Genomic DNA, 26,339 nt, shown 5'->3' on the forward strand with positions numbered 1-26,339 from the left:
AGCCCACATAGCCCGGAGGCGCACCGATTAAACGAGCCACGGAGTGTTTTTCCATAAACTCACTCATATCGATACGAATCATATGATCGTCCGAGTCAAATAAGAAATTGGCCAAGCTCTTCGTGAGCTCGGTTTTACCCACACCGGTAGGCCCTAGGAATAAGAAAGAACCATAAGGGCGATTCGGATCGGATAAACCAGAACGAGAGCGACGAATCGCATCGGCAATCAGATTAACCGCTTCATTCTGACCAACCACACGTTGCTCTAATTTCTCTTCCATGCTGAGTAACTTGGCACGCTCACCCTGCATCATTTTAGAGACTGGAATACCAGTAGCACGTGATACCACCTCAGCAATTTCTTCGGAACCAACCTCAGTCCGCAGTAAGCGCGGTTTTTCCTCTGATGCCACTGCTTCAGCCTCTTTCAGGCGATGTTCAAGTTTAGGTAGTAAGCTGTATTGAATTTCAGCCAACTTCTCGAACTCACCATTACGCTGGCATTCGGCCATTTCTGCACGCGCTTTTTCAATTTCCTCTTTAATCGACTGCGCACCTTGTACCGCCGCTTTCTCAGCTTTCCATACTTCTTCGTAGTCGTTATACTCACGCTGCAGTTGCTCTAACTCATCTTCGATATGCTTTAGACGGCGTTTGGAGGCATCATCCTCTTCCTTGCGCACTGCTTCACGCTCGATCTTCAATTGAATGATGCGACGATCAAGCTTATCCATCACCTCTGGTTTAGAGTCGATTTCCATACGGATGCGCGCCGCTGCCTCATCAATTAAGTCAATGGCTTTGTCCGGCAGGAAACGGTCGGAAATATAACGATGTGAAAGCTCAGCCGCCGCCACAATCGCTGGGTCAGTAATTAAGACCCCGTGATGCACTTCATAACGCTCTTTTAGACCGCGCAGAATCGCAATGGTCGACTCAACATCGGGCTCACCCACCAAGACCTTTTGGAAACGGCGCTCTAAGGCCGCATCCTTTTCAATATACTGACGATACTCATCTAGCGTAGTTGCACCCACACAATGTAACTCACCACGTGCTAATGCAGGTTTTAGCATATTGCCCGCATCCATCGCACCCTCTGCCTTACCGGCACCCACCATGGTGTGCAACTCATCAATAAAGACGATATTTTGACCATCGTCTTGGGCTAGCTCCTTAAGCACCGCTTTGAGGCGCTCCTCAAACTCACCACGGAACTTCGCGCCAGCTAATAAAGCCGCCAAATCCAAGGATAAGACACGCTTGCCACGCAAACTTTCTGGTACCTCATTATTCACAATACGCTGCGCTAAACCCTCGACAATGGCCGTTTTACCCACACCCGGCTCACCAATTAAGACCGGGTTATTTTTGCTGCGACGCTGGAGGATCTGGATAACGCGACGAATTTCATCATCACGCCCAATCACCGGATCGAGTTTACCTAGACGGGCTCGTTCAGTTAAGTCTAAAGTATACTTTTTCAAGGCTTCACGATTGGACTCGCCCTCAGCATCCGTGACATTTTCACCGCCACGCACATCATCAATGGCTTTGGCTAAGGCTGCCTTATTCATACCGGCGGCTTGTAACGCACGACCCGCAGGTCCTTTATCGTCAGCAAGGGCTAGTAAAAACAGCTCGCTTGCCACAAACTCATCGCCACGGTCTAAGGCCTCCTTATCCGTGCGATTAAGTAAATTATTTAAGTCTCTACTGATTTGTAGATTCGTATCGCCGCTTACCTGTGGTAGCTGGCTAATTTCTGCATCCAAGGCAGTGCGCAGACGATTCACTTGTACCCCAGCACGGGCCAATAAACTACTGGCTCCGCTATCAGGATCGGAAATAAGAGCCATCAACACATGCACTGGCTCGATATACGCATTGTCGTGGTGTACAGCAAGACTTTGAGCATCACCCAAAGCCTGTTGAAACTTAGTAGTTAATTTATCAAATCTCATAATGAATACACCTTCAAAAATAATTATCGGGAGCTAGGACCTATTTGTCTTACTTGCCACAAACTGTCGACTCCCTTGCTATGCTTAGTAGATAAGGTGAGCTTCTGTTTTTTCAAGGGCTTATCATGAGATTTTCACAAGAATTTGCTAAACTGCAGACTCTAATTTTAGTCTTTACCACGGTACGATAAACACAGATTGTATGTATACCCCTTTACCAACGCCCCATTATGTTGTACTTGACACCTGCGTACTCATTTCCAACACCGTCAGAAAGCTGTTGATGCGTCTAGCCCAACATCAATGCATTGCACCAATCTGGGGTGAGTATATCGGCGAGGAGTGGCGGCGCAATATCCCAAAGATCTGGGATGTGAGTGAGGATTTTGCCGAGCGTGAGTGGAATTTTATGCAGCAGCAATTCCCTGAGGCCAATATGGGCGTGGTGCACGCCTATGAAAAGCACTTGCGCTACAGTGATAAAAAGGATCATCATGTCATTGCCTGCGGCCTATGTATGCAACAAAAAGCGCCGCAGCATATGATTTCCATTATTACTTGGAACCTAAGGGACTTTGCCCGACGGGAGATTCGCGAACTAGGCCTCTTTTTATACAGTCCCGATCAACTGCTGAGCATGCTCTGGCCCGAGCATAAGGCTCTGATGATGGATTTATTCGAGCTCTTTGCGATTGATGCGATGGAGGTCGACAAGCCAGTACTGAGTGTGCCCGAGTTTCTTAAGCGTGAACGCTTATTTGCGCTCAAAAAGCTCTATGAGCTTGAACTTGAGCAGCAGGCACACCTCAATTAGCAGCTAGCCCGCCGGGCAATAGTCCGGATAGCGCGCCCCTGGATGCAGTAAGGCTGCGCCTAGCGCCTGTATATCCTCTAGCGTCGCCTGCTTGTGCTGATTTTCAACCCAACGGCTCAATTGTCCGCAATGCATCCATGCAATGCGATCCCCCATGGCTAAAGCCTCGGACTGATGGTGCGTGACTAAAATGGCGGAGAGATTATTTTGCTTAAGAATATCGCGCACCTCCATGGCTAAGCGCTCACGGGTGTCCACATCCAGATTAGAAAAAGCCTCATCTAATAGCAATAATCTTGGTTTTGGCGCAATCGCCCGGGCCAAGGCCACTCGCTGCTGCTGCCCACCAGATAACTCATGCGGATAGCGCTTGATAAACTGGCTTAAACCAACCAACTCAAGCATTTCTTCCACGCGCGCCTTGGCGGCTTTTTTATCCCATTTATGTAGACCGAAACGAATATTACTTTCCACCGTAAGGTGCGGAAACAGCGCATAATCCTGAAACATCATGCCGATATGACGTTCTTCCGGCGCCAATAACCGCCCAGGTAGCGATAACACGCGCTCATCTAATAAAATACGACCCGCAGTAATTGGCTCAAAACCGGCAATGGCTCGTAAGACCGTGGTTTTACCACAACCGGAAGGTCCAAGCAGACAGACTATCTCACCCTGCTCCAAGCGCATACTAAAGTCATGCACTACACGATTGCTGGTATTTGCATTCGCATAAACAACATCAACGCTTTCTAAGCTTAATAAACTCATACTTAATCTTAATACTTAATCTTCTCTTGACTGCGGGCTAGGAAAATCACCGGAATCAATCCCACTGCCACAATTAATAAGGCAGCAATCACACCCTCTTCGTAGGTACCACGCGCCGCTTCGGCATACAGCCAAGTGGCTAAGGTTTCAAAATTCATGGGGCGCAGCAATAAGGTAATCGATAATTCCTTCATGGTATCGACAAAAACCAATACCGCACCCGTACCAATGGCCGGCTTTAATAGCGGCAAATGCACCAGCAAAAAGGTCTCTCTATAACTACGACCCAAATTACGCGCAGCGGTATCCAGTTGGGGTGGAATACGCTCATACCCAGCTTCTAAGGCACCGATGGTCATTGCCAAAAAACGTACCATATAAGCAATCACCAAACCGCTAATCCCACCCATAATATATAGCTGTGGCGGCAAACTAAAGAGCTTAGTCAACACACTTGCAAGTGCTGAATCGGCCCAAGCATACGGGCTTAATAAGCCGATAGCCAAGACCGTCCCAGGAATGGCATAGCCTAAACTGCCGATACGCGCAAAAAGCTTTTTAAACTTAAAGCGAGGGTCCCGCATCACCCACACAATTAATAGGCCGACTAGCACCGTGATCACGGTCGCCACCAAGGATACGTAAACCGTATTCCATGCGCTCTTCCATAAATTCGCAGAAATCACTTGCCCCTGGGCTAAGCGCTTATAAGCTTCCCAAGACAAATACCATACCGGCGCAACAAAGCCTATGAGAATCGGCAACCAGCAATACAGCATCGCAGCCATCGCTTGCCATCCCTTAATCTGACGTGGTTTAACAGTCGTCATACGCTGCGCATTACTATAGCGTTGACGCCGCCGCGCTTGTCGCTCAATATAAATTAACAACACCACCACCGACAGCATAATACAGGCAATTTGCGCTGCCCCACCCAAATTAGAACGAGCAACCCAGGTATTAAAAATCGATGTCGTCAGGGTTTGAATGCCTAAAAATTCTGATGCGCCAATGTCATTCAAGGTTTCTAATAAAGCCAGTACCACGCCGATCACAATCGCCGGTCGCGCCAATGGCAGAATCAAACGAAAAAAAGCTTGTCGCTGGTTACAACCTAGCACCCGGGCAGCCTCGATTAAATTAACCGGCTGATTAATAAACATCGCCCGCGTCGTAAAATACACATAGGGATAGAGTGACATACTCATCACCAAAATCCCACCCCACATCGAACGCGCATCCGGAAGACGGAATTGACGCGGTGAGCTATAACCTAATAAGTCACGTATAAAGCCTTGAATTGGCCCTAAAGGATGCAATAAATCCACATAGGCAAAGGCCATAATATAGGCTGGTAAACTGAGCGGCAACAATAAGGCCCAAACGAGGATATTCCTTGTGGGAAAATGAAAGGCAGTGACCAACCATGAGGTAGTCGTGCCCACAATAGAGACCACCAAGGCTACCCCGCCCAATAAAATCAGGGTATTCTTAGTGGCTGCCGGCAACACATAACGCCAGAGATTAGCCCAGTGATCCACACCGGAGCTTATCGCATGCACAGCTAAAGCGGCAATTGGCAAAAAAACAATAAGCACAAAAAGAAGCGCAAGGATGGAACCCATACTCCAACCTTGCACCCTTTGTAGCTTGGCTTGATGACTAAACATGTGAACTTGTAAAACTCTCCAAGCTAGCTATTTTACATGAATATTACTGATCAAAACCAACTTTGTCAGCCAATTCACTTGCTTCTTGACGATGTTTAGCAATTTCTAGAATATGAATTTCATCGATTTTCAATGGACCGAAGCTTGCAACCACGGGATCCAACTCAACACCCGCACGCACTGGGTATTCATAATTACTCTTGGCGTACATTGATTGACCTTTTTCAGAAATCAGGAAATTCAATAATTTAATCGCATTATCATGGTTAGGCGCATTCTTAGCAATCGCTGCACCGGTGATATTGGCATGGGTACCGTTAGATTTAGAGTTTTTGAAAGTAGGACGAATCACATTGATGGCTTCACCCCATTTATGCTGATCCGAACCCGCCTCCGCATTTTTCATGCGACCGACGTAATAGGCATTACCAATTGCTAAATCACAAATGCCGGCTAAAATATCGCGTGCTCCCTCACGATCACCGCCAGCAGCCTTGCGAGCTAAGTTATTTTTAACGCCTTTGAGCCACTCCTCAGCAGCTTCAACGCCGTCGTGAGCGATTTTAGCAGCGATTAAGCTGGTGTTATAGGGGTGTTGACCAGAGCGCGAGCAAACCTTACCCTTGTACTTAGGATCAGCCAAATCCTCATAGCTCATTTCCTTAAGATCTAAATCTTTAGCCACATAAACCACGCGATCACGTAGGGACAAAGCGTACCAATGCTTATTTGGATCCTTAAAGGCGGCAGGCACGTGCTCTTCTAAATCTGCCGAATCAATTGCCTGGGTTAAACCCGCATCCACCACGTCTAATAAACGACCGATATCCACTGTCATCAACACATCTGCTGGTGAATTGGCCCCCTCGGACTTAACGCGCTCGGTTAAACCGTCTTTAACAAACACCGTATTTGCTTTAATCCCGGTTTCTTTAGTGAATTCGTCGAGTAATGGCTGGATCAAGCCCGGCTCGCGCGTGGTGTAAATATTGACCTCATCAGCAGCTAAGGCATTAAAAGAAGCTACACCTAAAACGGCTGCGGCAAAAACAGAAGAAAACTTAAACATACACTCTCCATGTAAATGATAACTATTAGCAATTAGTTTTATGAATTATAAGGGAGCTAGTTAAATTTTCAAGCCTTTTAACTATAAATTTCCAAAAAAAATGACTGCCTCAGCAGTCACTAATATCATGGATTTAAACAAGGACATCACTCATCTGAATCTTTATCAGGCAAGAGCTGTACTAAATTCTCATTGTCTAGAATCATATTTAATTGCACTCGCGCTCTTTCTTCTAGCGCCTCGGTACCACCTCGCAGATCATCAATTTCCGCTTGCATCGCATTGTTGCGCGCTTCAAGGGCCTTATTATGCTGTAGCTGCGCCTCCAACTGCTGCTCTAATACATTGACCTGGGCATAGCCAAAGCCGCCCCAACGCAGGGGAATCTGTATTGCTAAACAAGCCAGCACAATGACTAAAAGCAGCAGTCTCATCGCTTAAATCGTATATTAATCAGCGCAATTACTTACGAATATTATAAAAAGCCTCTATCCCAGGATAAACAGCGACTTCGGCTAATTCCTCTTCAATTCGTAAGAGTTGATTGTACTTCGCCATACGATCCGAACGGCATAAAGAACCGGTCTTAATTTGCATGGCATTGCTACCTACCGCTAGGTCAGCGATGGTGGCATCTTCGGTCTCGCCCGAACGGTGCGAGATGACGGCGGTATAACCCGCACGTTTAGCCATTTCAATGGCTTCAAAGGTTTCAGTTAAAGTACCAATCTGATTGATTTTAATCAGAATAGAATTCGCCACACCTTGTTGGATGCCCTTTTTAAGGATTTTGGTATTGGTAACAAATAAATCGTCACCCACTAACTGAACCTTATCGCCCAGCTTTTCAGTAAGGATTTTCCAACCCTCCCAGTCATCCTCAGCCATACCATCTTCAATGGTGATGATTGGATATTTATCACACCAAGAAGCAAGTAAATTTGCGAATTCCTCAGAGCTAAGCGCAATATCACCCTCACCTGCTAAGTGATATTTACCGTCACGATAGAACTCAGAACTAGCGCAGTCTAAACCAATGGCGATTTGTGAACCTGCTTCATAACCCGCCTTATCAATGGCTTGAAGAATTAACTGAATCGCCGCTTCGTGATTTTCAACGTTAGGCGCAAAGCCGCCCTCATCACCTGTAGCAGTCGACATGCCCTGATCATGAATCAAGCTTTTTAATGCATGAAATACCTCGGTCCCCATGCGGAGGGCTTCACGAAAACTCTCGGCACCCACCGGCAGAATCATGAACTCCTGCATATCGAGGTTATTATTGGCATGTGCGCCACCATTAATCACATTCATCATGGGTACTGGTAGGCTAAATAAGCCAGAGCCACCAAAGTAGCGATACAAGGATAAGCCCGCCTCTTCAGCCGCCGCTTTAGCCACAGCAATACTAACGGCTAAAATCGCATTGGCACCTAAACGTGACTTATTTTCAGTGCCGTCTAAATCAATTAAGGTACGATCAATAAAGCTTTGCTCCTGCGCATCTAAGCCTAGCAATACCTCAGAGATTTCAGTATTGATATACTCAACGGCTTTTAACACACCCTTGCCCAAGTAGCGACTTTTATCGCCATCGCGCAACTCATGCGCTTCCAGGGCACCGGTTGAAGCACCGGAGGGAACAGCAGCACGACCCATGGCACCGGATTCTAGTAATACATCACATTCAACGGTAGGATTGCCGCGAGAATCTAAAATTTCGCGACCGATAATATCGACAATTGCACTCATGAGATATCTTCCTGTTTAAATAAAAAAATCATTGCTAGCTAAGCAATTAGCTAAATCGTATTAAAGGCCAAAATCATCTTCCAGTAATGGCTGTGACTTCACTGTCTTATCTAACATCTTGAGGGTTTGCAGTAAGTCCCGCATTTTGCCAAGTGGTACGGCATTAGGGCCATCGGATAAGGCATGCACTGGGTCTGGATGGGTCTCCATAAATAAGCCGCTAATGCCTACGGCCACTGCTGCTCTAGCTAAGACCGGCACAAATTCACGCTGACCGCCAGAAGAAGTGCCCTGCCCACCCGGCAATTGTACCGAGTGCGTCGCATCAAAAACAACAGGACAATCGGTTTGGCGCATTAAGGCAAGCGAACGCATATCGGAAACCAAGTTATTGTAGCCGAAGCTAGCTCCTCGCTCGCAAACTAAGATATTCTTACCATCACCGCCAGCATCAAGCGCAGCCTCACGTGCTTTATTGACCACTTGTAGCATATCTAATGGCGCTAAAAACTGCCCTTTTTTGATATTAACCGGCTTTAAGGTAGCCGCGCAGGCACGAATAAAATCCGTTTGACGACATAAAAAAGCTGGGGTCTGTAGCACATCCACCGCTTCCGCCACCGCAGCCACCTGAGATTGATCGTGCACATCGGTTAACACCGGTACCCCCAGGCTCTCACGCACTTGCGCTAAAATATCCAGGCCCTCGGCCATACCTAAGCCACGGAATGAAGCGCTGGAGCTTCGATTTGCCTTATCAAATGAGCTTTTAAAAATAAATGGGATTTGCAAGTCATCGGTGATTGCCTTTAATTCGGCAGCGATATCCATGATCATGGCTCGCGATTCAATCACGCAAGGACCAGCAATTAAGAAGAAGGGTTTATCTAAACCCACTTCATATCCTACTAAATTCATTTTTCACCCTTGGCCGCTAATGCAGCTTTGATATAACTCGTAAACAAAGGATGACCGGTACGTGGCTTCGAGGTAAACTCAGGATGGAACTGCACGCCTAAGAACCACGGATGGTCGGCTATCTCAATGATTTCAGGTAAGTTATCCTCAGGCGTACGCGCACTGATGATCAAACCGGCCTTTTCAAGCGGCTCGGCGTAGACATTATTAACCTCATAGCGGTGGCGATGGCGCTCATTCACCGTGTCACCGTAAATCTCGGCAGCTAAGGTGCCTGGCTTAACCGGACAAGACTGCAAGCCCTTACGCATGGTACCACCTAAATCACTCTTGGCATCACGTCTTTCGACATGACCCTCACGGTCCTGCCACTCGGTAATCAAAGCCACCACAGGATGGGCAGTCGAAGGATCAAGCTCGGTGCTATTGGCGCCACTAAAGCCCGCCACATGACGTGCGAATTCAATGGTTGCTAACTGCATACCCAAACAAATACCAAGATAAGGAACGCCATTTTCGCGAGCGTATTGAATCGCTTTGATCTTACCCTCGGTGCCGCGCTTACCGAAGCCACCGGGCACAAGAATCGCATCTAGCTGCTCAAGTAACTCAGTCTTACCCTCTTCAATCTCCGTGGCATCAATGTACTCAATAACAACCTGAGTATCCGTCTGCACCCCAGCATGCATCAAGGCCTCATTAAGCGACTTATACGATTCGGTTAACTCAACGTATTTACCCACCATCCCGATAGTCACCCGATGCTTAGGATGCTCCATGGCATAAACAAGATTATCCCAGCTACTGAGGTCAGCGGCTGGTGCATCAATGCCCAGTGCATCTAATAAAATCTCATCCAACTTTTGTTGATGCAGCATGGAAGGGATTTTGTAAATACTGGTCTCATCCCAAACAGAAATCACTGCATCAAAAGGAACATTGGAAAATAAAGAAATCTTACCCCGTTCATCATCTGGAATTGGACGATCAGCACGACAGAGTAAAGCATTTGGATATAAACCGATTTCGCGCATCTTTTGTACCGAATGCTGGGTCGGTTTCGTCTTAAGCTCACCCGCCGATGGGATAAATGGTACCAAGGTCAAATGCACAAAGGCCGCCCCCTGGCGTCCCAAACGTAAACTCATCTGACGAGCAGCCTCCAAAAACGGCAGGGACTCGATATCACCCACGGTTCCGCCAATCTCTACAATGGCAATATCTGCTTCACCATCAAAGGCGCGCTTCGCACCGCGGACAATAAAATCTTGAATTTCATTGGTAATGTGAGGAATCACCTGAACCGTCTTGCCCAAGTACTCGCCACGACGCTCCTTACGCAGCACCGACTCATAAATTTGGCCGGTGGTGAAGTTATTCTGCTTATGCATCTTGGCAGAGACGAAACGCTCATAGTGCCCCAAGTCGAGGTCGGTTTCTGCACCGTCTTCAGTCACAAAAACCTCACCATGCTGCAGTGGACTCATGGTCCCGGGGTCAACATTAATATAGGGATCTAATTTGAGCATCGTGACCTTAAGGCCACGTGATTCGAGAATAGCACCAAGCGATGCAGCGGCGATCCCCTTGCCCAAAGAAGATACCACACCGCCGGTTACGAATATGTATTTTGTAGACATGTCGATAATGCGCCCTCTAAGGGCCTAGCCGGAAATTTAGATTATAGCCGAGGGCGCCAAATGATTTCATGATTAAGTGCGTCTGAGCTAAATTTAATCCTGCATAAAAAATCCCCGAATTGTCTAATAACAACTCGGGGATGAGTCTGAAAAGCCAAACAACTACTCGGTGGTCTTACCGTCGAAATGCTCTTCTTTTTCGTTGGCTTTGACATCAACCACCACACCATCACGGTGCTCTGGCGGACCATAAATCGTATATAGTCTTAAGGGCTCATCACCAGTATTAATCACATTGTGCTTGGCACCGGCGGGTACAATGGCACCAAAATCAGCCTTGATCTCGTACTCATTATTATCAATAACAAGCTTACCCTTACCCTCTTCGAAACGGAAAAACTGATCATGCGTTTCATGCACCTCAGCCCCGATCTCCTCGCCCGGTTGTAAGGTCATTAATACGAGCTGCAAATGTTTGCCTGTGTAGAGCACCTTACGATATAAGTCATTTTCCTCGGTTAATTTCTCAATATGGTCACAAAAGCCTTTTTTAGACATAAGACATTCTCCTGTTTAGGTGAAATAATTTAGAAGAAGCATAAGCTACCTTATGCTTCATACCTAAATCATAATCGCTTCGTGCAAAAGAACCTGTGTTGAATTGTAAATTATCGGAAAAAATCAACCGCCCACAGGTGCTTATTTAGCCTCTAGAAACTCCTTGACATCCAACAAAATCAACTCATTATCGTCAGCTACATTAGGCTCACGACTGCTTGATTTAGGATAGTTATTATCATTACCGACTACGATATAGCGGTCACCGACTACATCGACATTTTCAATGGTAAAGAAAGGAAACTGAAACTTGCCATCAATCAGCTCAAACTGAGATTTGCCGTCCGGATCCTGTGTATCCATCAGATCAATATAAGCCACCTTACGGATCATCTGCTCTTCCGGTCTAAGCTCAATCTTATAAACACGCTTGAAGTTCGCCACATTATCAAAACAACGTGTTTTATCATCGCCCTCTTTACATGCTTTATTCGCAGTCCCTTCTGTATCATCGCGCTCGATAATCAAGCCGTAACGCTCATCGATCATATTAAAGTCACCAATTGAATGCTTGGCATCTTCTAATGGATAAAACCATGACTTAGCGCTGTATTTCTCATCAGCTAAATTAAACTCTAACATGCGTAAGACCGGTTTACCGTCCACCTCCTCAAAGGCTTTTTTCTCGCTATCCCACAGCACCCCTTCTAATAGCGGATATAAGCTTTTACCATCAGCAGATAAGGCCATCCCCTCAAAACCTTTGGAACGACGCACTTGAAACTCCGGTAACTTGGCATCGGGACTGCCTGGTAAGGTCATACCAGGATAGTCAGGTGATTTCACCACCTTGCCATCCACCTCAGTTTCGAACACCTTAAGTACATTACCTTGACGGTCTAATTTTAATAAGAATGGACCAAACTCCTCGCCCACCCAAAAATTATCCCCAACCACCTGCAAGCTTTCAGGATCAAAATCAGCACCCGTTAAATAACGCGCTTCCGTGTCTTCGTGCGTAATACGGAATGGGATATTTTTTTGTGGATCCTTAATAAAGACCGTCTCCAAATGCTCCCATTGATCCTTTTCAAAATCAATTTTATATAAATTAAAATATAAGGCACTATCGCTCGAGTTTAATTTATTACCCAAGCCATTATCCGTTAGCAACCAAAAGGTACCATCACCATTATTAACAATACCGGAATGTCCTTGAATGGCTTGACCTTTAAATGGAAAGCTCACACCAGTGGGACGACCATTAGATTTACCCTCAATCGCACCCAAGTCCTCAACACGATGCTTTTCATGGAACTTACCATTCACCTGCAAATCCTTGGGCGCATCCTCTGGCACGTCAATTTTAGTATCACCGGCTAATATCAAATGACCGGCTAGTTTTGCTGGGTATTGCTCAGCAGCCTGTAGCGCTGTCATACCAGCAGTTAAAGCAAAAAAAGTGCTTGCAACATAAGCGCTAATCGTTTTTAACTTCATCATGTCCTCTACGTGTGAGTTAAGTGGATATCGATGAAGCAGTATAAAAAGCTTTGATGACAAGCTTAGGTCGCTGTGATGACAGTTTAATGTCAATTATTTTTCAGGAATAAGACGACGGAAAAAGGGCTTATCTTCCGGATCAGTTTGCGGCGTTGCTACGATTAAATCCTTACAGACTCCCTCCGTGGTACCGCTAATAAAGCGCTGCATCTCTCGATACGTTTCAATTTGAGCGGCATCACTTAATTCCGACTCATCTGCCACCCCACCCAAGGCAATGACATTATCCTGACCAAATTCCTTGAGCATCTCATCATAAGCACAACCACAGAAATTAGCATTGCGCTTACCCGCATAAAAGGTACAAGCATTAATAAAGTTAAAACGAATTACCGTCAATTGATGCTGTGGATCGTCCTTAGCATCACCGCAAGCACTTAAGCTTAGCGCCGCTAATATAGGAATTAAAAATTTACTGTATGGTGTCATCATAAACATCCGCTAAACCGAGATAGCGCTATTTTATAATGGCTTTTTGGCAATTAGGGTGGCAAATTGCTGCTTTATAAAACTACCGTCAGGATTGCGTCGATGTAACTCGCCTACGTCCTCGTTATACTTCAGAAGCTCCCAGCCTTGATAGTAATCACGCAACTCTCCCGCTTTAAAACTGAAACTGAAATCTGACTTCGCCGGATAAGCTTCGGTATCCATCGCGCAGACGATAATATTCAAGCCGCCCGCTTTGGTGGCTGCTTGCATCTGCTCGATCAGCTGCGGAATGGTTGCCGCTTTTAAGAACATCATCACCACGGTACAAAGCAACACATCATACTGTCCATCAATGCTCGGATCCTGATTAAGATCCTTGATAAAGGTGCGAATACTTTGAATGCCCTCTTGTTCGATAATCGTATCAAGAATTTGAATCGCCTGCGGATTCACATCAAAGGCATCCACCTGATAACCATGCTGGGCCAAATATAGACTATTACGCCCACGCCCCGAACCGATATCCAGTGCCCTACCTCCAACAAAATAAGGCGTCGCCGCCAGTAACTCCGAATGCGTCAAACTGAGACCATATGTGTCTTTGAAATAATTAGCGGGTAAGTTGCGAAAAGATAAAGCATTGTTTTGAGTCATCGCGCTTAAGGTCCTTAACTAGATCATAGGCATATACAAAAACAGTATATTTAGATCGTTGTATATGTCATAATATTTAAATATTAAACTATTAATATAATAGCTATTTCTATTTTTATATAGGATCTTTTGATAATACACCTTTTGAGAGGATACTTATGGATAACGACTTGGTTGAAACGCTAAGCTATAACAAAACCGCATTACCGCTCGGCTACTATCGCCTTAAATGTGAGCTTGGCACCCTAGATGTATTAGGTCACGCTTTAATCTGGATTTTACTGACGATCGTGACCTTTGGATTGGCGCTGATTGTCTTCCCCTACTATATGCAGCGCTATATTATTAATAAAACCTATGTGTATGATCCCAATGACAATCGGGTGGGTCGAGTGGTTTGTGATATTGGCTTAGATAGCATGCTTGGCTATATTATTTTGTGGACGATACTATCCATTATTAGCTTTGGCATTTTATACTTTGTATTTCTATACAAAATTTATGCACATTGCTATTCTAAGAGCAAGATCGTGCCTGAACCTGTTTAAGCCGGGATAGGCTGTCCGCTGTCTTTAGGCGATGCGTTTCGTTCGAGAAAATGCTACAGCTAAGCAACACACTAGCATTGATATGGGAGTGCTTCGCTGTAGCAATAACGATGTACGTCTCTGGCAAGGTCGAATAACACATTAGCAAACGTTCTTTTTATTGAACTATAACACTAACTGACGGCACCCCACTTCTCCTAATCGGCATCGACAGGTTTAGAGTTTTAGACAGGAATACCACATTAAAAGTAGACACAAAAAAACCGCTTAAAGCTGTCAACGCTTTAGCGGCTAATCAAATAATTTACTTAGGATTTAGTGGCTCCCCCAACTGGACTTGAACCAGTGACCTGCGGATTAACAGTCAGGAATACTGCAAAGATATACAACTAAAAACCATTATTAATCAATAGCTTGTAAACCTCATACATCAAACTCACTGTATAAATATACAGCACATTACCCTACTTTGCAAGCCGTTTGCCATAGACTACGTCATAATTAAGACAGACTAATTTTAGCGTGACGTCAACAATATTTGCTTGACTCCTATTATAAGAAGTCTTATAATAAAACCAATGAGCGAGGTCGCGGCTCGCTCACGGTAAAACCCTTAGACCGAATGTACTTAAGGGGTATAACTGGAGTACATAAATGGATAAATTGATCCTAGTACTCACGTTAGTTAGCTTAGTAATTGAGATTATTGTGCACATAATCAAATTATTTAACTAACGTAGTAGCAGGGGGAAAGGTTAACTGAGTACCCCTAATACTCAGATTATTGTATTTCAAATCTAATAGGATATCAAGCATGAAAAAAGCAAGAAGCACGAATAGTCAAACATTGCACAGCAGAGAACTGCGCAAAGCAACCGCCGCCGAGTGGACTAGAAAACAACTTGCTGAAGGAAAGCTTAGCACGCTAACTGTTAGAGGAAAATCAGATGATATTGATAATATTAAAGAGCGTCTTTTAAAAATCGAAGGTGACTCTTATGTAGAGCGCATCATGATTGCTTTAGATGCGTATGAGCGATCCAATCTTTAATCCATGCTCCACAGCCCAACCACCGTATCTAGCTTAATCTTGCACTCATAATAGCGAGTAACCGCGTCCGCCAATGCTACGGCCACATCATCAAAATGATTGCCGGTTGGTGGCTGTGGGTCGGTGCAAGTCGTCAAATTACCGGGTAAAGTTGGGCGTGTATAGCTTGAAGATGTGCTGCATGCGCTCAGCGTCAGCATAACAATCAAACTCAGCAAGATTTTTGTAGCTTTCTTTAAACTCATCGTGTCGTACTCCGATTTGCATTAATGATGTTTGCGCAACGCTTGACGCTTTTAATAAATCATCAGCGGCTGTTTTATAGTCCTCAAGCATAACCACATATTGCGCCTCTTTTGCCGCTGCTTTACCTGCGTTGTATTGCAGTTGGCCATAAACGTAAATTAGCGTACCCACGACCACCGCAACACCAGCCCCCATTACATACCTTTTAAACATAATGCCCTCTCTGCCAATCGACGGTTATACAATCCACGCACAAACGTGGTACCAACATACGACCACACCGGCCGACCGGTTGCACTATGTGCGATGGCATCACAGCCTGCCCTGATGTCACCGGCATTAATGAGCCGCACAGCACGGCTGTTACACGTGTTATTAACGCCGACATTGTGGGCGTGGCTAGTTAACGCATCAAAGACGTTCTGCGTGATATCTTGATTTGTGATGCACTCAGCAAGCTTAAGCTGTGTTTGCACAGTGACGTGCGTCTCTACTTCTTCGCACTTCTCTTTCGACCACCTCTCACCAACCACCACAGGATAAGGGCTGGTCCATTTAGTAATACCTTTGCACACAGTCGGCAATCCACCAGCTAACTTGTCGGCATAAACTACATACTCTCCCTCCCCCTCCCATTTGCCGAGAAATGACATTAAAAAAGGCGATGCTAATGCAATCGCCCCTGACACAACTAATGCTACTATTCCGTTACGGTTTTTCATCGCTACATCCACTTTTAATTTTTAACGTAAACTGATGCAGCTCTTCCTCTCTCTTATTTTTTCTCCATGAAAAGTAAACATTTGTTATCAATCCTGCTACAGCAACAAGCACACTAATTAAGCCAACCCAATTAATGCTACCCAACCAACTTAAAAACCCCACCGCAGCAGAGCCGATAGTGGTCGTTTGAGCCGTGGAAATTGCAGCCGCGTCCGGTATCTGATTCACGTAGTCACGTATACGCATATACTTCCTTTGGGGCATAGCTGCCTCCTTTAAATAGTCCAATAAAAAAGCCCTCTTTCGAGAGCCTACAATTTCATAATAAAACAAAGTGCATAGTATTTAGCTATGACCTCACTGCCGCTACCAGCCGCTGCGGTTGATCCGCTGATAGTGTGCGTATGCGCTCCCGCTGATGTGACTGATACATTATGAGTATGTGCGCCACCAGAAGCAACTGAGACGGTATGTGAGTGTCCACCGGCACTTGCTGCGGTACCTGATACCGAGTGTGTATGTGCACCTGCTGTTGAAGTGTTTTCCCTGGTGCTCTCATAACGATCAGACTTGGTTGATATAAATGAACGATTAAGTACGGAAAATTTGGTATAAAAATATTCGTGCGAGTGTGCACCCGCACTATTAGTTGTCCCCGACACTGAGTGAGTGTGTGCTCCCGCTGAGTTAGTAGATGCTGAGTGTGAGTGACCTCCTGCACTAGCTGCTGTTCCTGTATGAGTGTGAGCCCCGGCACCAGATGTCGCTAATGAACCTGCACCGTGACTGTGGGAGGGTATAGAACCATTACCAGTATTGCCCGGGTTATATGAACCGCCAGCTCCAATAATAAATCGACCACGTAAGTCAGGCGTCCCATTAGAGCCATTACAGAGCGCCCATCCAGATGGTATATTATCGACTGCGCCAGACCACATCACGACCATGCCCTTCATGTAGCCGCCAATATCTAATCTTTTAGCTAAGCCTGCAACTTCTTCAATTGCCTCTTGTACGTTCTCGCTAAGCACATTAGCAGTTGGTGCAAAACTGGTACCCGCCGCTGTCTCAGCTTTCTTAAGCGCCAAGTCACGCTTCATGATTGTAGCGTGCGCACGCAGAATATCGTCAAGCGTGCCGCCTACATTATCGCCGCCCTGTGGCGTATTATTTACTGCGATCTCTGATAAATCGTCTATACTTTCAGGTATCATTTTTTAATCCTTAAATAAAAAAACCACTCGGTTATGAGTGGTCAAAAGAGGTGTTAATTATGTACTATGATGATGAAGAGGATAGAAAAAGAGCAGATAGAGAATTAGATTTGATTTATCAAAAAGCGGCCTACGAAAAAGGATTCTCTCGAGGCGTATGGACTACTGCCATTTTTTGCTTTGCCATGTATCTAATTTCTAAATATTTCTAATCAAGCAACGAAGCCCCCATAAGTGCTGGCATTGGATTTAATAGCGGTCGTGCCATCGCGGGCTGTTGCATATGCGCACCTCTTACTAATTGCTCTACCAATCTTGCATTGCGTAATGTTAAGGCCTCTGCAAGCTTATAAATTTATTGGAGTGTTGTTATGAGTTCATATCAAAAAGGATTTTCACACGGTGTTTTAGCTATTTCCGTTTTCTTGCTAATCTACCATTCTTTTTTTCCTTATTGCTCATGATCCAATAGGCTAGCACCCCATATCGCACCCATCGGGTTATATGGCGTATTAGGTAATGCTCTCAAATAATCACCTCTTGCGATTGCTTCTGCGAGCTGTGCGTTGCGTAGCGTTAGAAAGTCAGCTGCGTTAGCACCCAAAATTCCTAATCCGCTAGAGCCTGCCATTGCAATCGTCCCCATTTGAGGGCCGCCTATCGAGTTGCCAATCATGTAAGGTACGCCAGCGCCACCAATTAAGCTAACAACACCTTTTGGCGCAAGCTTACCTACTCTACGTGCGGCGTTTATCGTTACCGTTCCGTCTACAACCCTTCTAATAGCGTCTTGTTCTTCCTTACTCCAGCCGCGAGCACTTGGCTTGTTTTTAACGATGTTATCTAGCAAGCCCCGGTACTGTTTACGCAACGCATTATCCATACCTGACTGTACATAGTTCGATTGTGCTTTATTCGCCGCCAACTCTCGTAGTTGCTCTAATTCGCTCGCTTTCATGTGTCGCCGATAGATGGATCGCGCTTCAGACAATTCAGGCGCAAAGGGCGCGACAAAGTCGTCAAACTTAGCTAACATCATCGTGCCGATACGTTTTTCTGGTGGGTCAATTGAGCCTGCTGCATCCTGAAGTCGTCTCCGTACTGTTTGCATCTGCTTAACCGTCATCGATTCGCCTGCGAAGTCATCAATCAACTTAACCGCACCGCTTGCCTTGCCGTAACTAGTATCTAGAACTCCTTTTGATGTGATTATGCCATTATCAGATAATAAGCCTCTAATTTCTTGCTGAAGATTTTTTGTGTCACTTGGCTGTGCTGTTATTCCTCGCTCATCAGCTAATTTATATAGCCTACTTGCCCTTTCTTTAAGCGCCTCAGTCGCATCATTTCGTATTTTTTGCCGTGGTGGCTTACTTATCTGATGAGTGGCGCTACTTGCTAATAACCCACCACCTAAAGCGGCCACCGTTTGACCAACAGGGCCAAAGCCCATCTCTCTAGCGGTGCCACCAGCCAAACCAGAGCCAATCGCCCCAGCAATCTGTTGGCCGGGATTGGCGGACAAAAGGCCCATGACACCTTTCGTTGCCCCTGATGTCATATTAGAGGCTTTACCTGCTAATCCAGCAAGTCCACCCGTGCTAGCCATTAAACCAACAACGTCCTCAGAGATTCGCTCACTTGCACTCTCGGGCTTAACATACCCTACCGTATCTAATGCATCTGACATTTTAAGTGGCTTTCCACCTGCTGCTTGGATAAAGGGGTTTATCATCATTTCAGGCAGAGCCGACAAGCCTTGTAATGCGTACCTTCCTGTCAAGCCAACCTGCCGACCTACCTGCCGACCAAACTCACCAAGCCTTGAGTGCCGTTGTGTAGTCGGCTGTTCTTGAGACTCAGCCAAGCCCTCGGCTTTGAGCATTGCCATCAACTCCTCATCACTCAATTTGGACAAATCAGTGGTGTCGCTAGGCCCCTCTTCTTCCTCGTCCTCATAAGTGTCATATAGTGCTGCCAATAACTCTTCATCACTTAGCTTAGTTAAGTCAAGGTCGTCACCGCCTGTTTCTGCCGCATGCGCTGCTGGAAAAACTGCATTAGCAACACGCTCAATCACATTAGGCTTTGCTTGCTGCCCACCTACTCGACTAGCTACCTGATTAGCATATTTGGCGCCCTCACCGTAACCTGCCAGTCCACCTTTTAAGCTGCCGGCCTGACGGCTTCTGGCTTGCAAGTAATCTGACGCAAAGCGGATCTGCTCAGGTAAACTTTTATTTTGCAGTGGTTTGACGCCGTACCCTGGATCTCTTGCTGTTGACTCTAAGATGCCAAACGGCCCAAAAGCTGTAGATACTTTTCCCGTGTGCGGGGCAATGCGCTTACCTTGTGCGTTTGGTTGGTAGTGATATGCGGTTGGGTCAGACAAATACTTACTCATTTGCCCACCGATCTCTTGTTGCATTACAGACAACAAGGTTCCATCAGGGCGACCATAACGCTTATCCTCAGCCGACAGCATAGCCACTAAATCTGCTGGTAAATTTTTCATACTTTACACCTTAGTTACTTAATCAAGCCTCTGCGGCGCGCCTCTTCTTCCAGTGAGTTTTTTGAGCCGGTTTTTATACTGCTACTCTTTGTATCAATTGGGTCGCCAGAATCGTCAAACGACAATTCATATCGCTTAACTAATGGCGCAATATCTTCAAGCGTCAAAGGCTTTCCAGTTCTTGGGTTTATTATTCCTGCGTTGTAAGCAGCCATAATCTGTTCGGGAGTTCCATGAATCTTGTCTAAGTAAATATTGTTAATGCGCTTTAAGTTATCTATTTGGATGTCTCGTCTACTGGTGATATCTAAACGACCCAGAACGCCTTGTAAGAACGCCAACTCTGTCGAGTTAACAGCCCCAAGCGCACCCCCCGTTGGAGAAGCCTCACGCATTGATTGAAGATAATCAAAACCGACATTACCAAGAATTGAGTCATAGAGGCCTTGCAATGTTGAGGCATCACTTTCTGGATCTAATTTGCTTAACATCGCCCCTCTACCTGTAGCCCATGAACTGCTATTGTTTAATACCTGAAGAGCGCGCCCAATGTCTTGGACCACTGTGCCTCCCGCTCTTGCTTCGTTTGCTTGCGCTAGAGCCGCTTTCTCCTCAGCTTCTTTAATTGCCTGAGCTGCTGGCGAACCCGGAATTGGCGCCGCTTGAGGTAGTCCAGTCGTTTGGTCAATAACAGGCTGTCGTGTTGTTGGGTCAAACACATAACCATAATCAGTTGACAGCTTACCGAGACCTGGGGCAGAGTCACCACCCACGTTTACGGTCGTCCCGCTTTGCGTGCCTTTGAGCATTGCGTCTTGGAACTCAGGCGTGCCGGGCTGCAATCCTGCGGCTATTAGGTTGCGCATCAGAGGCGTTGTACGGCTTTGCTCTTGCTGATGCATCCTGTTCAGCTCTTTTTGTCCATACTCTCTCACTATCGGGTTTCCATGACGTGAAGCCGTCTGCGGATCAATACCACTAGAAATAATGTTCTGTGCCTCGTCCTCTTGATTCTGAGCCCTAGCCATTGTCTGCATTTGCATATTACGTAACGCTTGCATTTGCTCGGCTTGCGCCTTTTTAAAGCGGTCATCAATGACTTGTTGTTGCCCCTGCTGAAAGCCTGCAAAGCCTTGCGCTAAAGCCGGCGCAAATTGACCATAATGTCCGGTTGAACCCGACAATAAGCCGATGCCCATATTTAAAAGGCCACCTCGTAATTGGCGGCCCTCGTCATTGTCTGCATGTAATGTATCCAATAATCCTGCCATGACTTCTTCCTTAAGAACCATCTCCATTATTTCCGCCACCGCCGTAATCATTTATACGGTCAAAAAAGCTTTGACGCTTTGGTTGCTGACTAAAGCCAAATAAGCCTTGCGTCTGCGGCTGCGGTGCGTATTGCGGTGCATTCTTTTGCAACAAACTATTAACGTAATTCGTGTAAGCATCTGAAGCAAATGTGGCATGCTTATCTCGCTTAGCATAGCCTCCAAAACCACCCAATAAGCCTGAACCCATGCCTATTTGCTGCTGCGGATAAAACATCGGTTGCTGAGGGTAAGCACCTTGTTGCCCATAGGTCTGTTCCCATGGTTGTGGCAATCGATTGCGGTTGTAATAACTATTCATCCTAATAACCCCTTTGGCATATAAGTTGGTTTACGGTAGCCCACACCTGACTGATGCGGTGCTGACTGTATCTGTGGTGCTTGTGGTGCCTGCATTACGGGCATTGGCTGCTGTTGCTGCGGGAGTAAATTATTATCTTCTTGCATTAGCTCTAAGTATTTCTGCCAATCGTGCTTAGGCTCTTTAACTGCATTCATAAGATTATCACTTACGCTTTTTGGCACACCAAAATCATTCGTATGTACACCTTGCTGTAATAACTTATTTAAATCTAAGCCATTAAAATTAATCATAATAAACCTCCGATTAAACCAAGCCCGCCACCAATTAAACTACCAGGAATGCCAGCAACGCCACCCATCTTAGCTCCCATCGCCGCACCACTCAATGCGCCGCCTAATGCGCTTGCGGTGCGGTTTCTTTGGTGTGGATTAGGACCTGTGCTAGATGTCGTGCCGCCTGCGCCCATCGTCTGGCCAATTGCGCTACCCATGATGTCAAGCCCTCGCTGATCCCAATTCTGCCGCTCTAACCAGTCCGCATAAGCTTGGTTTAAATGGTCTTGAGTCATACCTTGTTGAGCGTCACCAATACCAAGCAATGCTTGTGCGTTTTGGTACCCTGCTTGGCTCATGCCAGGGATTAGCTGCGCTGCTTGTAACTGTCGCTGTCGCTCTGCTTGGTAATTGCTGTTAGCCATATTTAACCGCTCTTGGTCTAAGCCTGCGTTACGTGCAAGATCTGTCTGCTGCGCCTGTAGTCGTCTATTAATGTCAGCTTCCGACAAGCCTGCGTTACGTGCAAGATCTGTCTGCTCAGCTTGCAATCTTCTATTAATATCGGCTTCCGCTAGCTGCTGTTGCATACCGTAGTCTTGCATGCGCATGCCAGTACTAATGTCAGCATGCTGTTTATTTAACGTCTCTTGGTTTGCCGCTTGAGCCTGTCGCCATGCTGAGCCACCAAAAGCACCCTGCCGCGCCATCGCCGCATCAGTACTGTTCTGCACGTTGTTATTAAATTGACGCGTCACATCGTCTTGCGCTGACTTGATTGCATCATTTAAATAAGCGTTTTGCCCTGCGTATTGATTAGTGCCTACGTTAGTTTGAGCGCCTAAATACTGGTTACTGCCAACATTCGATGTTTGGCCAAGATACTGATTCGTGCCGGGTGAATAGTTAAGGTACTGCCCACCCATAACGTTATTTAAGTGGTTAATGCTCTTGCTGTTAGCTGCCTGAGACTGGTTAGCAACCTGCCTAGTCATATCAAAGCCTGCTAGCTGGTCTTTATTCCAGTCCGCAATACGCTGACCACCATACGCCTCGTATGGCTTCATAGCAATTGCTGCCGCGTGCCCCATAAAAGGGTTCAAGTAAGGCTTGACCTGATCCGCAGGCTCTGTCTTGGTAATACTTGTTTGAGTTTTGCCACCACCGCCACCGCCACTCATAACAGTTTCTCCTTATATTCGTCTAACGTCTCGTGCGTAAAAAAACGCCTAATTTCTATGCTGATTGCTCGCGTGTAATCAAAGCCATGTAGCAGTTCACACACAAGCGTAATTAGCTCCATGTACCATACACGCAGCACATACGCATATGCTTTGTCGTTGTCGTCGCCACGCTCATACTCGTTAGCGTCTAGCCATGCATGTATGCCGCTTGTCATGCAGCCGCTCAATTGGGCTTGGTATGCCTGATAAAACGGATTAGCCGGCAACTTAATCAGTGCGGTTGTAAACGCTACGCTAATATCATGATGTGTAACCGGCTTATCACCGTCTATCAAGTCATCCCAAATCTCGCCCACATTAAAAATGTCCAATAAAAAAGCGACCGCATTAGGGTCGCCTATCCATTCGATGAGCTTACGATTTCTAATCTCTCGCCATTCTTGTGAGTCGTGCTTAAATTTTGCATACAATTTACTATCCATTTATAACCACCTATTTCCATCTGCCAATTGCCTGCCAGTGACAATCGATTGATGTAAAAGTCGTTGTCACTAGTGATGTTGTTCTTAATTTGAACCCTGTTCTAGTAACGCTTCCTTTGCTAAGTAAGGGAATAGGATACCAAGCAGTATTATCTGTCATATTAGTTGCTGTTACTATTGGAGTCTCAATAAAACTAGCAGGGAAATTAATCACTGGCGTTTCAGGCTGCCAACCATTGCCAGAATGAATATACTGACCGTAGCAAATCATCGTGCCATCAGGAAATTTAACAAAGTTTCCGTTGGAATTGCTTCCATTCTGATTCGTGACCCCCGCAATGGCTTGGTTAATGTCCTCGGTCAGCTGCGTAGTAACGTTGCTGATTGCATCACTTATCGCTTGGCCGTTCTGATTCGTGACCCCCGCAATGGCTCTAAACAACTCATACAGACGCACGTATAGCACACGCTCAAAATCAATTGAACCACGCATGGGCAACCGTGGATCATTGTCTAACTGTTGTAAATTAAGTTTATCCGTCATCTGTAGCCATTCCTTGCTAAGTCTATATCTAGCGCCGAAATCTCGACATCGCCAGTAAAATAAAACTGAAGTTTGTGCCACCGTGCACTTTTTAACACATCAAACTTGCCGTCCTTAAGCGGTGAGCCCGCGGTTGAGCCGTCCTTAAGCGGTGAGCCTGCGGTTGAGCCGTCCTTAAGCGGTGAGCCTGCGGTTGAGCCGTGCCTTGTTCGCATGACGCCACTCTTCGGGTATAAAATAAAATGAGGCCGAACTCGCTTAATTGTCGAATAATACGAGTCACTACCGATAATGCCGGTTGTAAAACTTGAGTTCTCACCGCCCCCGTCCGCTAACATTAAACAGTTGTGTTGATCAATAATCGCCATTGATGAACCATCACTAAACCACCTTGGGCTCTTGTAAGAAATCTTGTCAAAATCATCAAATGTTGCGTATAAGTCACCTAACTGGTCATAAGTCACGCCGCTAGATTTATGTTCGGCAACCGTATTGATAGTGCGTAAGATACGCCCCCATGCGTGCGTTTTGACGTTATAGACGAGGCAGTCATTTAATCTGCCGTCACTATTTTTGTTTGCAAAGTGCCAGTAAACTAGACCGTTTTTACGGTCGTAATAACCCTGTGACTGATGTAAATGCTGCGGGCTTGCATTTTCAAAAAACCAATTGCGAATGGGTGCGCCAATGCTTACTGGCCGTGAGCCGTCAAACACCCAAAAGTCATCAGAGCCAATAAATAAATGTGCCGTATCAATACTAACTACCGACTCATGACTTACAGCGCCAATTTCACCCGGTATCTGCTGCCACTGCCAAACTACGGGTGGACCAACAAAATGACCTAAATACATTGATTTTTCTTTGTAAGCAACAATGCTATTACCTAGCTTCTTGGCTGCCCGTATCTCTCCTGGGCTATCAATTAATCTACCGTTAGCGCTGTTCTTTGCAACATCAGGTTTCCAATCTAAATGGTTGTATAGTGCACTACACCACCACATATCCGGCATATCGCCCTCGACCTCATCAACAATGCCAAACGCCATAACAAAGCCTGCCACAGCCTCAATAATGCGTGCTTTTGGAGCACCGGGAATATCTTCAAACTTACCATTGCGTGAATACTGGATCACATCTAATTGATTGGCCGCTACAGTATCATTGCCGAACTGAACAAAGCGCCATCTATTTTCAGCGCCACCCGTGTACGCCCCGCTATCCCGCGTTTGGTCTACCCACTCATTGCCCTTAAGTTCAAACATCTGCGTACCAGTGCCGGCATAAAATCGATTAATATTATCTAGACGTGTTACTAATGCGGCACCAATTACTTTAGTGTCAGACACTTTGTTATTAACGCTTGCCGGCACAAGCTTTTGAGCTGATTTAAAACCTATTTCAGTCGGAACTAAATTAATACACTCCGTCATGACACCCTCTGCCGATTCTGGCAAATCAGGTGCAAAACCCTTAAGCATCATCATGTTAGTTTCCTCGTATTACTAGCCCTGCATCACCGTGTTTAGCGACAAGGTCCTGCTCACCAACAGTTCTAATTGCATTACTGTAGGCTACTGCCCATACTTCGGCTGCCTCGTTGTCCTTAATGTAAGGTGCTGACTCAAGGAGTACAGCGTATAAGTACACGTCTGGGTACTTGGCTAATAACCAGTTAGTTGGCTTATTATTGCTTAATGGCTCAACACTTGCGTAATAGACTAGCTCATAGTCAGCACTGCTGGACTTCGGATAGATATTTATCTGATTGCCAACAATCGTGTAAAAATACGCATCGCCAGCCACGTCATGACGTTTACTTTCTAAACTAGACACGTAAACCACTGGTTTGTCGTTTACCAATACGCTCTTAACTTGCCTAAAGTCGTCAGGTAGTGTGATTGTGCTGTCAGTCATACTGCCAGTAACTGACTTAACCATTTCTTCTGTTCTCAAATCCCGATTGATACGAGACTCGGCCAGCTTAATAAAGATCGGCAGCACACCATTTAAATCAGAACGATGTAACCAGTCAGCTACGGTTTCTTGTAACTCTGTGTAGTTCATAAGCTTTACTTTTCTCTAATAAAGAATTAAACTTTAGTTAACCTATGGTAA

29 protein-coding genes are annotated in these 26,339 nt (G+C 45.8%); 4 read left to right on the top strand and 25 right to left on the bottom strand.

Translation table 11 applies throughout. The features are described from left to right. On the bottom strand, positions 1-1,966 hold a 1,966-nt coding region (locus HMPREF3144_RS06350), incomplete at its 3' end, for a Clp protease N-terminal domain-containing protein (protein WP_246823916.1). 202 nt (positions 1,967-2,168) lie between these two features. Between HMPREF3144_RS06350 and HMPREF3144_RS06355 the strand changes: the two genes are divergently transcribed. Continuing rightward, positions 2,169-2,780, top strand: coding sequence for a PIN domain-containing protein (locus HMPREF3144_RS06355; RefSeq protein WP_081941456.1), 612 nt, complete (start codon positions 2,169-2,171; stop codon positions 2,778-2,780). Positions 2,781-2,783: 3 nt separating this feature from the next. On the opposite strand, the gene HMPREF3144_RS06360 is transcribed toward HMPREF3144_RS06355, so the two are convergent. The 11 genes from HMPREF3144_RS06360 to tehB form a co-directional block, all read right to left on the bottom strand. Then, positions 2,784-3,551, bottom strand: a complete 768-nt coding sequence (locus tag HMPREF3144_RS06360) for an ABC transporter ATP-binding protein (RefSeq protein ID WP_018026301.1) — start codon at positions 3,549-3,551, stop codon at positions 2,784-2,786. Between the two features lie 8 nt (positions 3,552-3,559). After that, a complete protein-coding gene (locus HMPREF3144_RS06365; RefSeq protein WP_048768393.1) occupies positions 3,560-5,221 on the bottom strand; it encodes an ABC transporter permease in 1,662 nt (553 codons plus the stop codon). 43 nt (positions 5,222-5,264) lie between these two features. Continuing rightward, the gene (locus tag HMPREF3144_RS06370; RefSeq protein ID WP_070476985.1) at positions 5,265-6,290 is read right to left on the bottom strand and encodes an extracellular solute-binding protein; all 1,026 of its coding nucleotides are present in this window, start codon (positions 6,288-6,290) and stop codon (positions 5,265-5,267) included. Positions 6,291-6,436: 146 nt separating this feature from the next. Next, a complete protein-coding gene (locus tag HMPREF3144_RS06375; RefSeq protein ID WP_018026298.1) occupies positions 6,437-6,724 on the bottom strand; it encodes a septum formation initiator family protein in 288 nt (95 codons plus the stop codon). A 28-nt stretch (positions 6,725-6,752) separates the two neighbouring features. Further along, positions 6,753-8,042, bottom strand: coding sequence for a phosphopyruvate hydratase (gene eno / locus HMPREF3144_RS06380; protein WP_036557257.1), 1,290 nt, complete (start codon positions 8,040-8,042; stop codon positions 6,753-6,755). A gap of 60 nt (positions 8,043-8,102) precedes the next feature. After that, positions 8,103-8,960, bottom strand: coding sequence for a 3-deoxy-8-phosphooctulonate synthase (kdsA, locus tag HMPREF3144_RS06385; protein ID WP_018026296.1), 858 nt, complete (start codon positions 8,958-8,960; stop codon positions 8,103-8,105). Then, positions 8,957-10,600: a CTP synthase gene (locus HMPREF3144_RS06390; RefSeq protein ID WP_070476988.1), complete on the bottom strand. Its 1,644-nt coding sequence runs from the start codon at positions 10,598-10,600 to the stop codon at positions 8,957-8,959. The genes kdsA and HMPREF3144_RS06390 overlap by 4 nt, the downstream gene beginning before the upstream one ends. Positions 10,601-10,762: 162 nt before the next feature. Continuing rightward, positions 10,763-11,158 (bottom strand): cupin domain-containing protein, encoded by a 396-nt coding sequence (locus HMPREF3144_RS06395; RefSeq protein ID WP_070476989.1) that lies wholly within the window; start codon positions 11,156-11,158, stop codon positions 10,763-10,765. Between the two features lie 141 nt (positions 11,159-11,299). After that, positions 11,300-12,658: an esterase-like activity of phytase family protein gene (locus HMPREF3144_RS06400; protein ID WP_210394299.1), complete on the bottom strand. Its 1,359-nt coding sequence runs from the start codon at positions 12,656-12,658 to the stop codon at positions 11,300-11,302. Between the two features lie 96 nt (positions 12,659-12,754). Further along, entirely contained in the window at positions 12,755-13,153 is a 399-nt protein-coding gene (locus HMPREF3144_RS06405; protein ID WP_070476992.1) for a hypothetical protein, read from the bottom strand. A 30-nt stretch (positions 13,154-13,183) separates the two neighbouring features. Further along, the gene (gene tehB, locus HMPREF3144_RS06410) at positions 13,184-13,807 is read right to left on the bottom strand and encodes a tellurite resistance methyltransferase TehB (RefSeq protein WP_070476995.1); all 624 of its coding nucleotides are present in this window, start codon (positions 13,805-13,807) and stop codon (positions 13,184-13,186) included. A gap of 158 nt (positions 13,808-13,965) precedes the next feature. Between tehB and HMPREF3144_RS06415 the strand changes: the two genes are divergently transcribed. Continuing rightward, positions 13,966-14,355 carry a DUF6693 family protein gene (locus HMPREF3144_RS06415; RefSeq protein WP_070476999.1) on the top strand — a complete coding sequence of 130 codons (390 nt, stop codon included), beginning with the start codon at positions 13,966-13,968 and terminating at the stop codon, positions 14,353-14,355. Between the two features lie 814 nt (positions 14,356-15,169). After that, entirely contained in the window at positions 15,170-15,406 is a 237-nt protein-coding gene (locus HMPREF3144_RS06420; protein ID WP_070477001.1) for a hypothetical protein, read from the top strand. Between the two features lie 138 nt (positions 15,407-15,544). Here the strand turns inward: HMPREF3144_RS06420 and HMPREF3144_RS06425 are convergent, their stop codons facing one another. The 4 genes from HMPREF3144_RS06425 to HMPREF3144_RS06440 form a co-directional block, all read right to left on the bottom strand. After that, positions 15,545-15,865 carry a hypothetical protein gene (locus HMPREF3144_RS06425; RefSeq protein WP_141742741.1) on the bottom strand — a complete coding sequence of 107 codons (321 nt, stop codon included), beginning with the start codon at positions 15,863-15,865 and terminating at the stop codon, positions 15,545-15,547. Then, positions 15,847-16,374 carry a lysozyme gene (locus tag HMPREF3144_RS06430; RefSeq protein WP_070477007.1) on the bottom strand — a complete coding sequence of 176 codons (528 nt, stop codon included), beginning with the start codon at positions 16,372-16,374 and terminating at the stop codon, positions 15,847-15,849. The genes HMPREF3144_RS06425 and HMPREF3144_RS06430 overlap by 19 nt, the downstream gene beginning before the upstream one ends. Then, the gene (locus tag HMPREF3144_RS06435; RefSeq protein WP_070469696.1) at positions 16,361-16,621 is read right to left on the bottom strand and encodes a phage holin family protein; all 261 of its coding nucleotides are present in this window, start codon (positions 16,619-16,621) and stop codon (positions 16,361-16,363) included. Before HMPREF3144_RS06435 ends, HMPREF3144_RS06430 begins: the two co-directional genes overlap by 14 nt. Before the next feature lie 65 nt (positions 16,622-16,686). Further along, positions 16,687-17,589 carry a phage tail protein gene (locus HMPREF3144_RS06440; RefSeq protein ID WP_070477009.1) on the bottom strand — a complete coding sequence of 301 codons (903 nt, stop codon included), beginning with the start codon at positions 17,587-17,589 and terminating at the stop codon, positions 16,687-16,689. 59 nt (positions 17,590-17,648) lie between these two features. Between HMPREF3144_RS06440 and HMPREF3144_RS11705 the strand changes: the two genes are divergently transcribed. Further along, positions 17,649-17,801 (top strand): hypothetical protein, encoded by a 153-nt coding sequence (locus HMPREF3144_RS11705; RefSeq protein ID WP_156099031.1) that lies wholly within the window; start codon positions 17,649-17,651, stop codon positions 17,799-17,801. Between the two features lie 239 nt (positions 17,802-18,040). On the opposite strand, the gene HMPREF3144_RS06445 is transcribed toward HMPREF3144_RS11705, so the two are convergent. Genes HMPREF3144_RS06445 through HMPREF3144_RS06485 form a run of 9 tightly spaced genes read right to left on the bottom strand, consistent with a single transcriptional unit; the run spans position 18,041 to position 26,288 of the window. Further along, positions 18,041-20,104, bottom strand: a complete 2,064-nt coding sequence (locus HMPREF3144_RS06445) for a hypothetical protein (RefSeq protein ID WP_070477011.1) — start codon at positions 20,102-20,104, stop codon at positions 18,041-18,043. Between the two features lie 14 nt (positions 20,105-20,118). Next, a complete protein-coding gene (locus tag HMPREF3144_RS06450) occupies positions 20,119-21,375 on the bottom strand; it encodes a hypothetical protein (protein ID WP_141742742.1) in 1,257 nt (418 codons plus the stop codon). 10 nt (positions 21,376-21,385) lie between these two features. Next, on the bottom strand, positions 21,386-21,736 hold the full coding sequence (locus HMPREF3144_RS06455; RefSeq protein ID WP_070477016.1) for a hypothetical protein: 351 nt from the start codon (positions 21,734-21,736) through the stop codon (positions 21,386-21,388). Continuing rightward, positions 21,733-22,029 carry a hypothetical protein gene (locus tag HMPREF3144_RS06460; RefSeq protein ID WP_070477020.1) on the bottom strand — a complete coding sequence of 99 codons (297 nt, stop codon included), beginning with the start codon at positions 22,027-22,029 and terminating at the stop codon, positions 21,733-21,735. Before HMPREF3144_RS06460 ends, HMPREF3144_RS06455 begins: the two co-directional genes overlap by 4 nt. Continuing rightward, the gene (locus HMPREF3144_RS06465) at positions 22,026-23,192 is read right to left on the bottom strand and encodes a hypothetical protein (RefSeq protein WP_070477022.1); all 1,167 of its coding nucleotides are present in this window, start codon (positions 23,190-23,192) and stop codon (positions 22,026-22,028) included. The genes HMPREF3144_RS06460 and HMPREF3144_RS06465 overlap by 4 nt, the downstream gene beginning before the upstream one ends. Next, entirely contained in the window at positions 23,189-23,677 is a 489-nt protein-coding gene (locus HMPREF3144_RS06470) for a hypothetical protein (RefSeq protein WP_070477024.1), read from the bottom strand. The genes HMPREF3144_RS06465 and HMPREF3144_RS06470 overlap by 4 nt, the downstream gene beginning before the upstream one ends. A 10-nt stretch (positions 23,678-23,687) precedes the next feature. After that, complete coding sequence (locus HMPREF3144_RS06475) at positions 23,688-24,221, bottom strand: hypothetical protein (protein WP_070477026.1); 534 nt, start codon at positions 24,219-24,221, stop codon at positions 23,688-23,690. Beyond that, positions 24,218-25,708, bottom strand: a complete 1,491-nt coding sequence (locus HMPREF3144_RS06480; RefSeq protein ID WP_070477028.1) for a hypothetical protein — start codon at positions 25,706-25,708, stop codon at positions 24,218-24,220. The genes HMPREF3144_RS06475 and HMPREF3144_RS06480 overlap by 4 nt, the downstream gene beginning before the upstream one ends. 1 nt (position 25,709) lies before the next feature. Further along, positions 25,710-26,288 (bottom strand): phage adaptor protein, encoded by a 579-nt coding sequence (locus HMPREF3144_RS06485; RefSeq protein WP_070477030.1) that lies wholly within the window; start codon positions 26,286-26,288, stop codon positions 25,710-25,712. Positions 26,289-26,339: the final 51 nt, after the last annotated feature.

The organism is Oligella sp. HMSC05A10 (assembly GCF_001808335.1).
Taxonomy (GTDB): Bacteria; Pseudomonadota; Gammaproteobacteria; order Burkholderiales; family Burkholderiaceae_B; genus Oligella; species Oligella urethralis.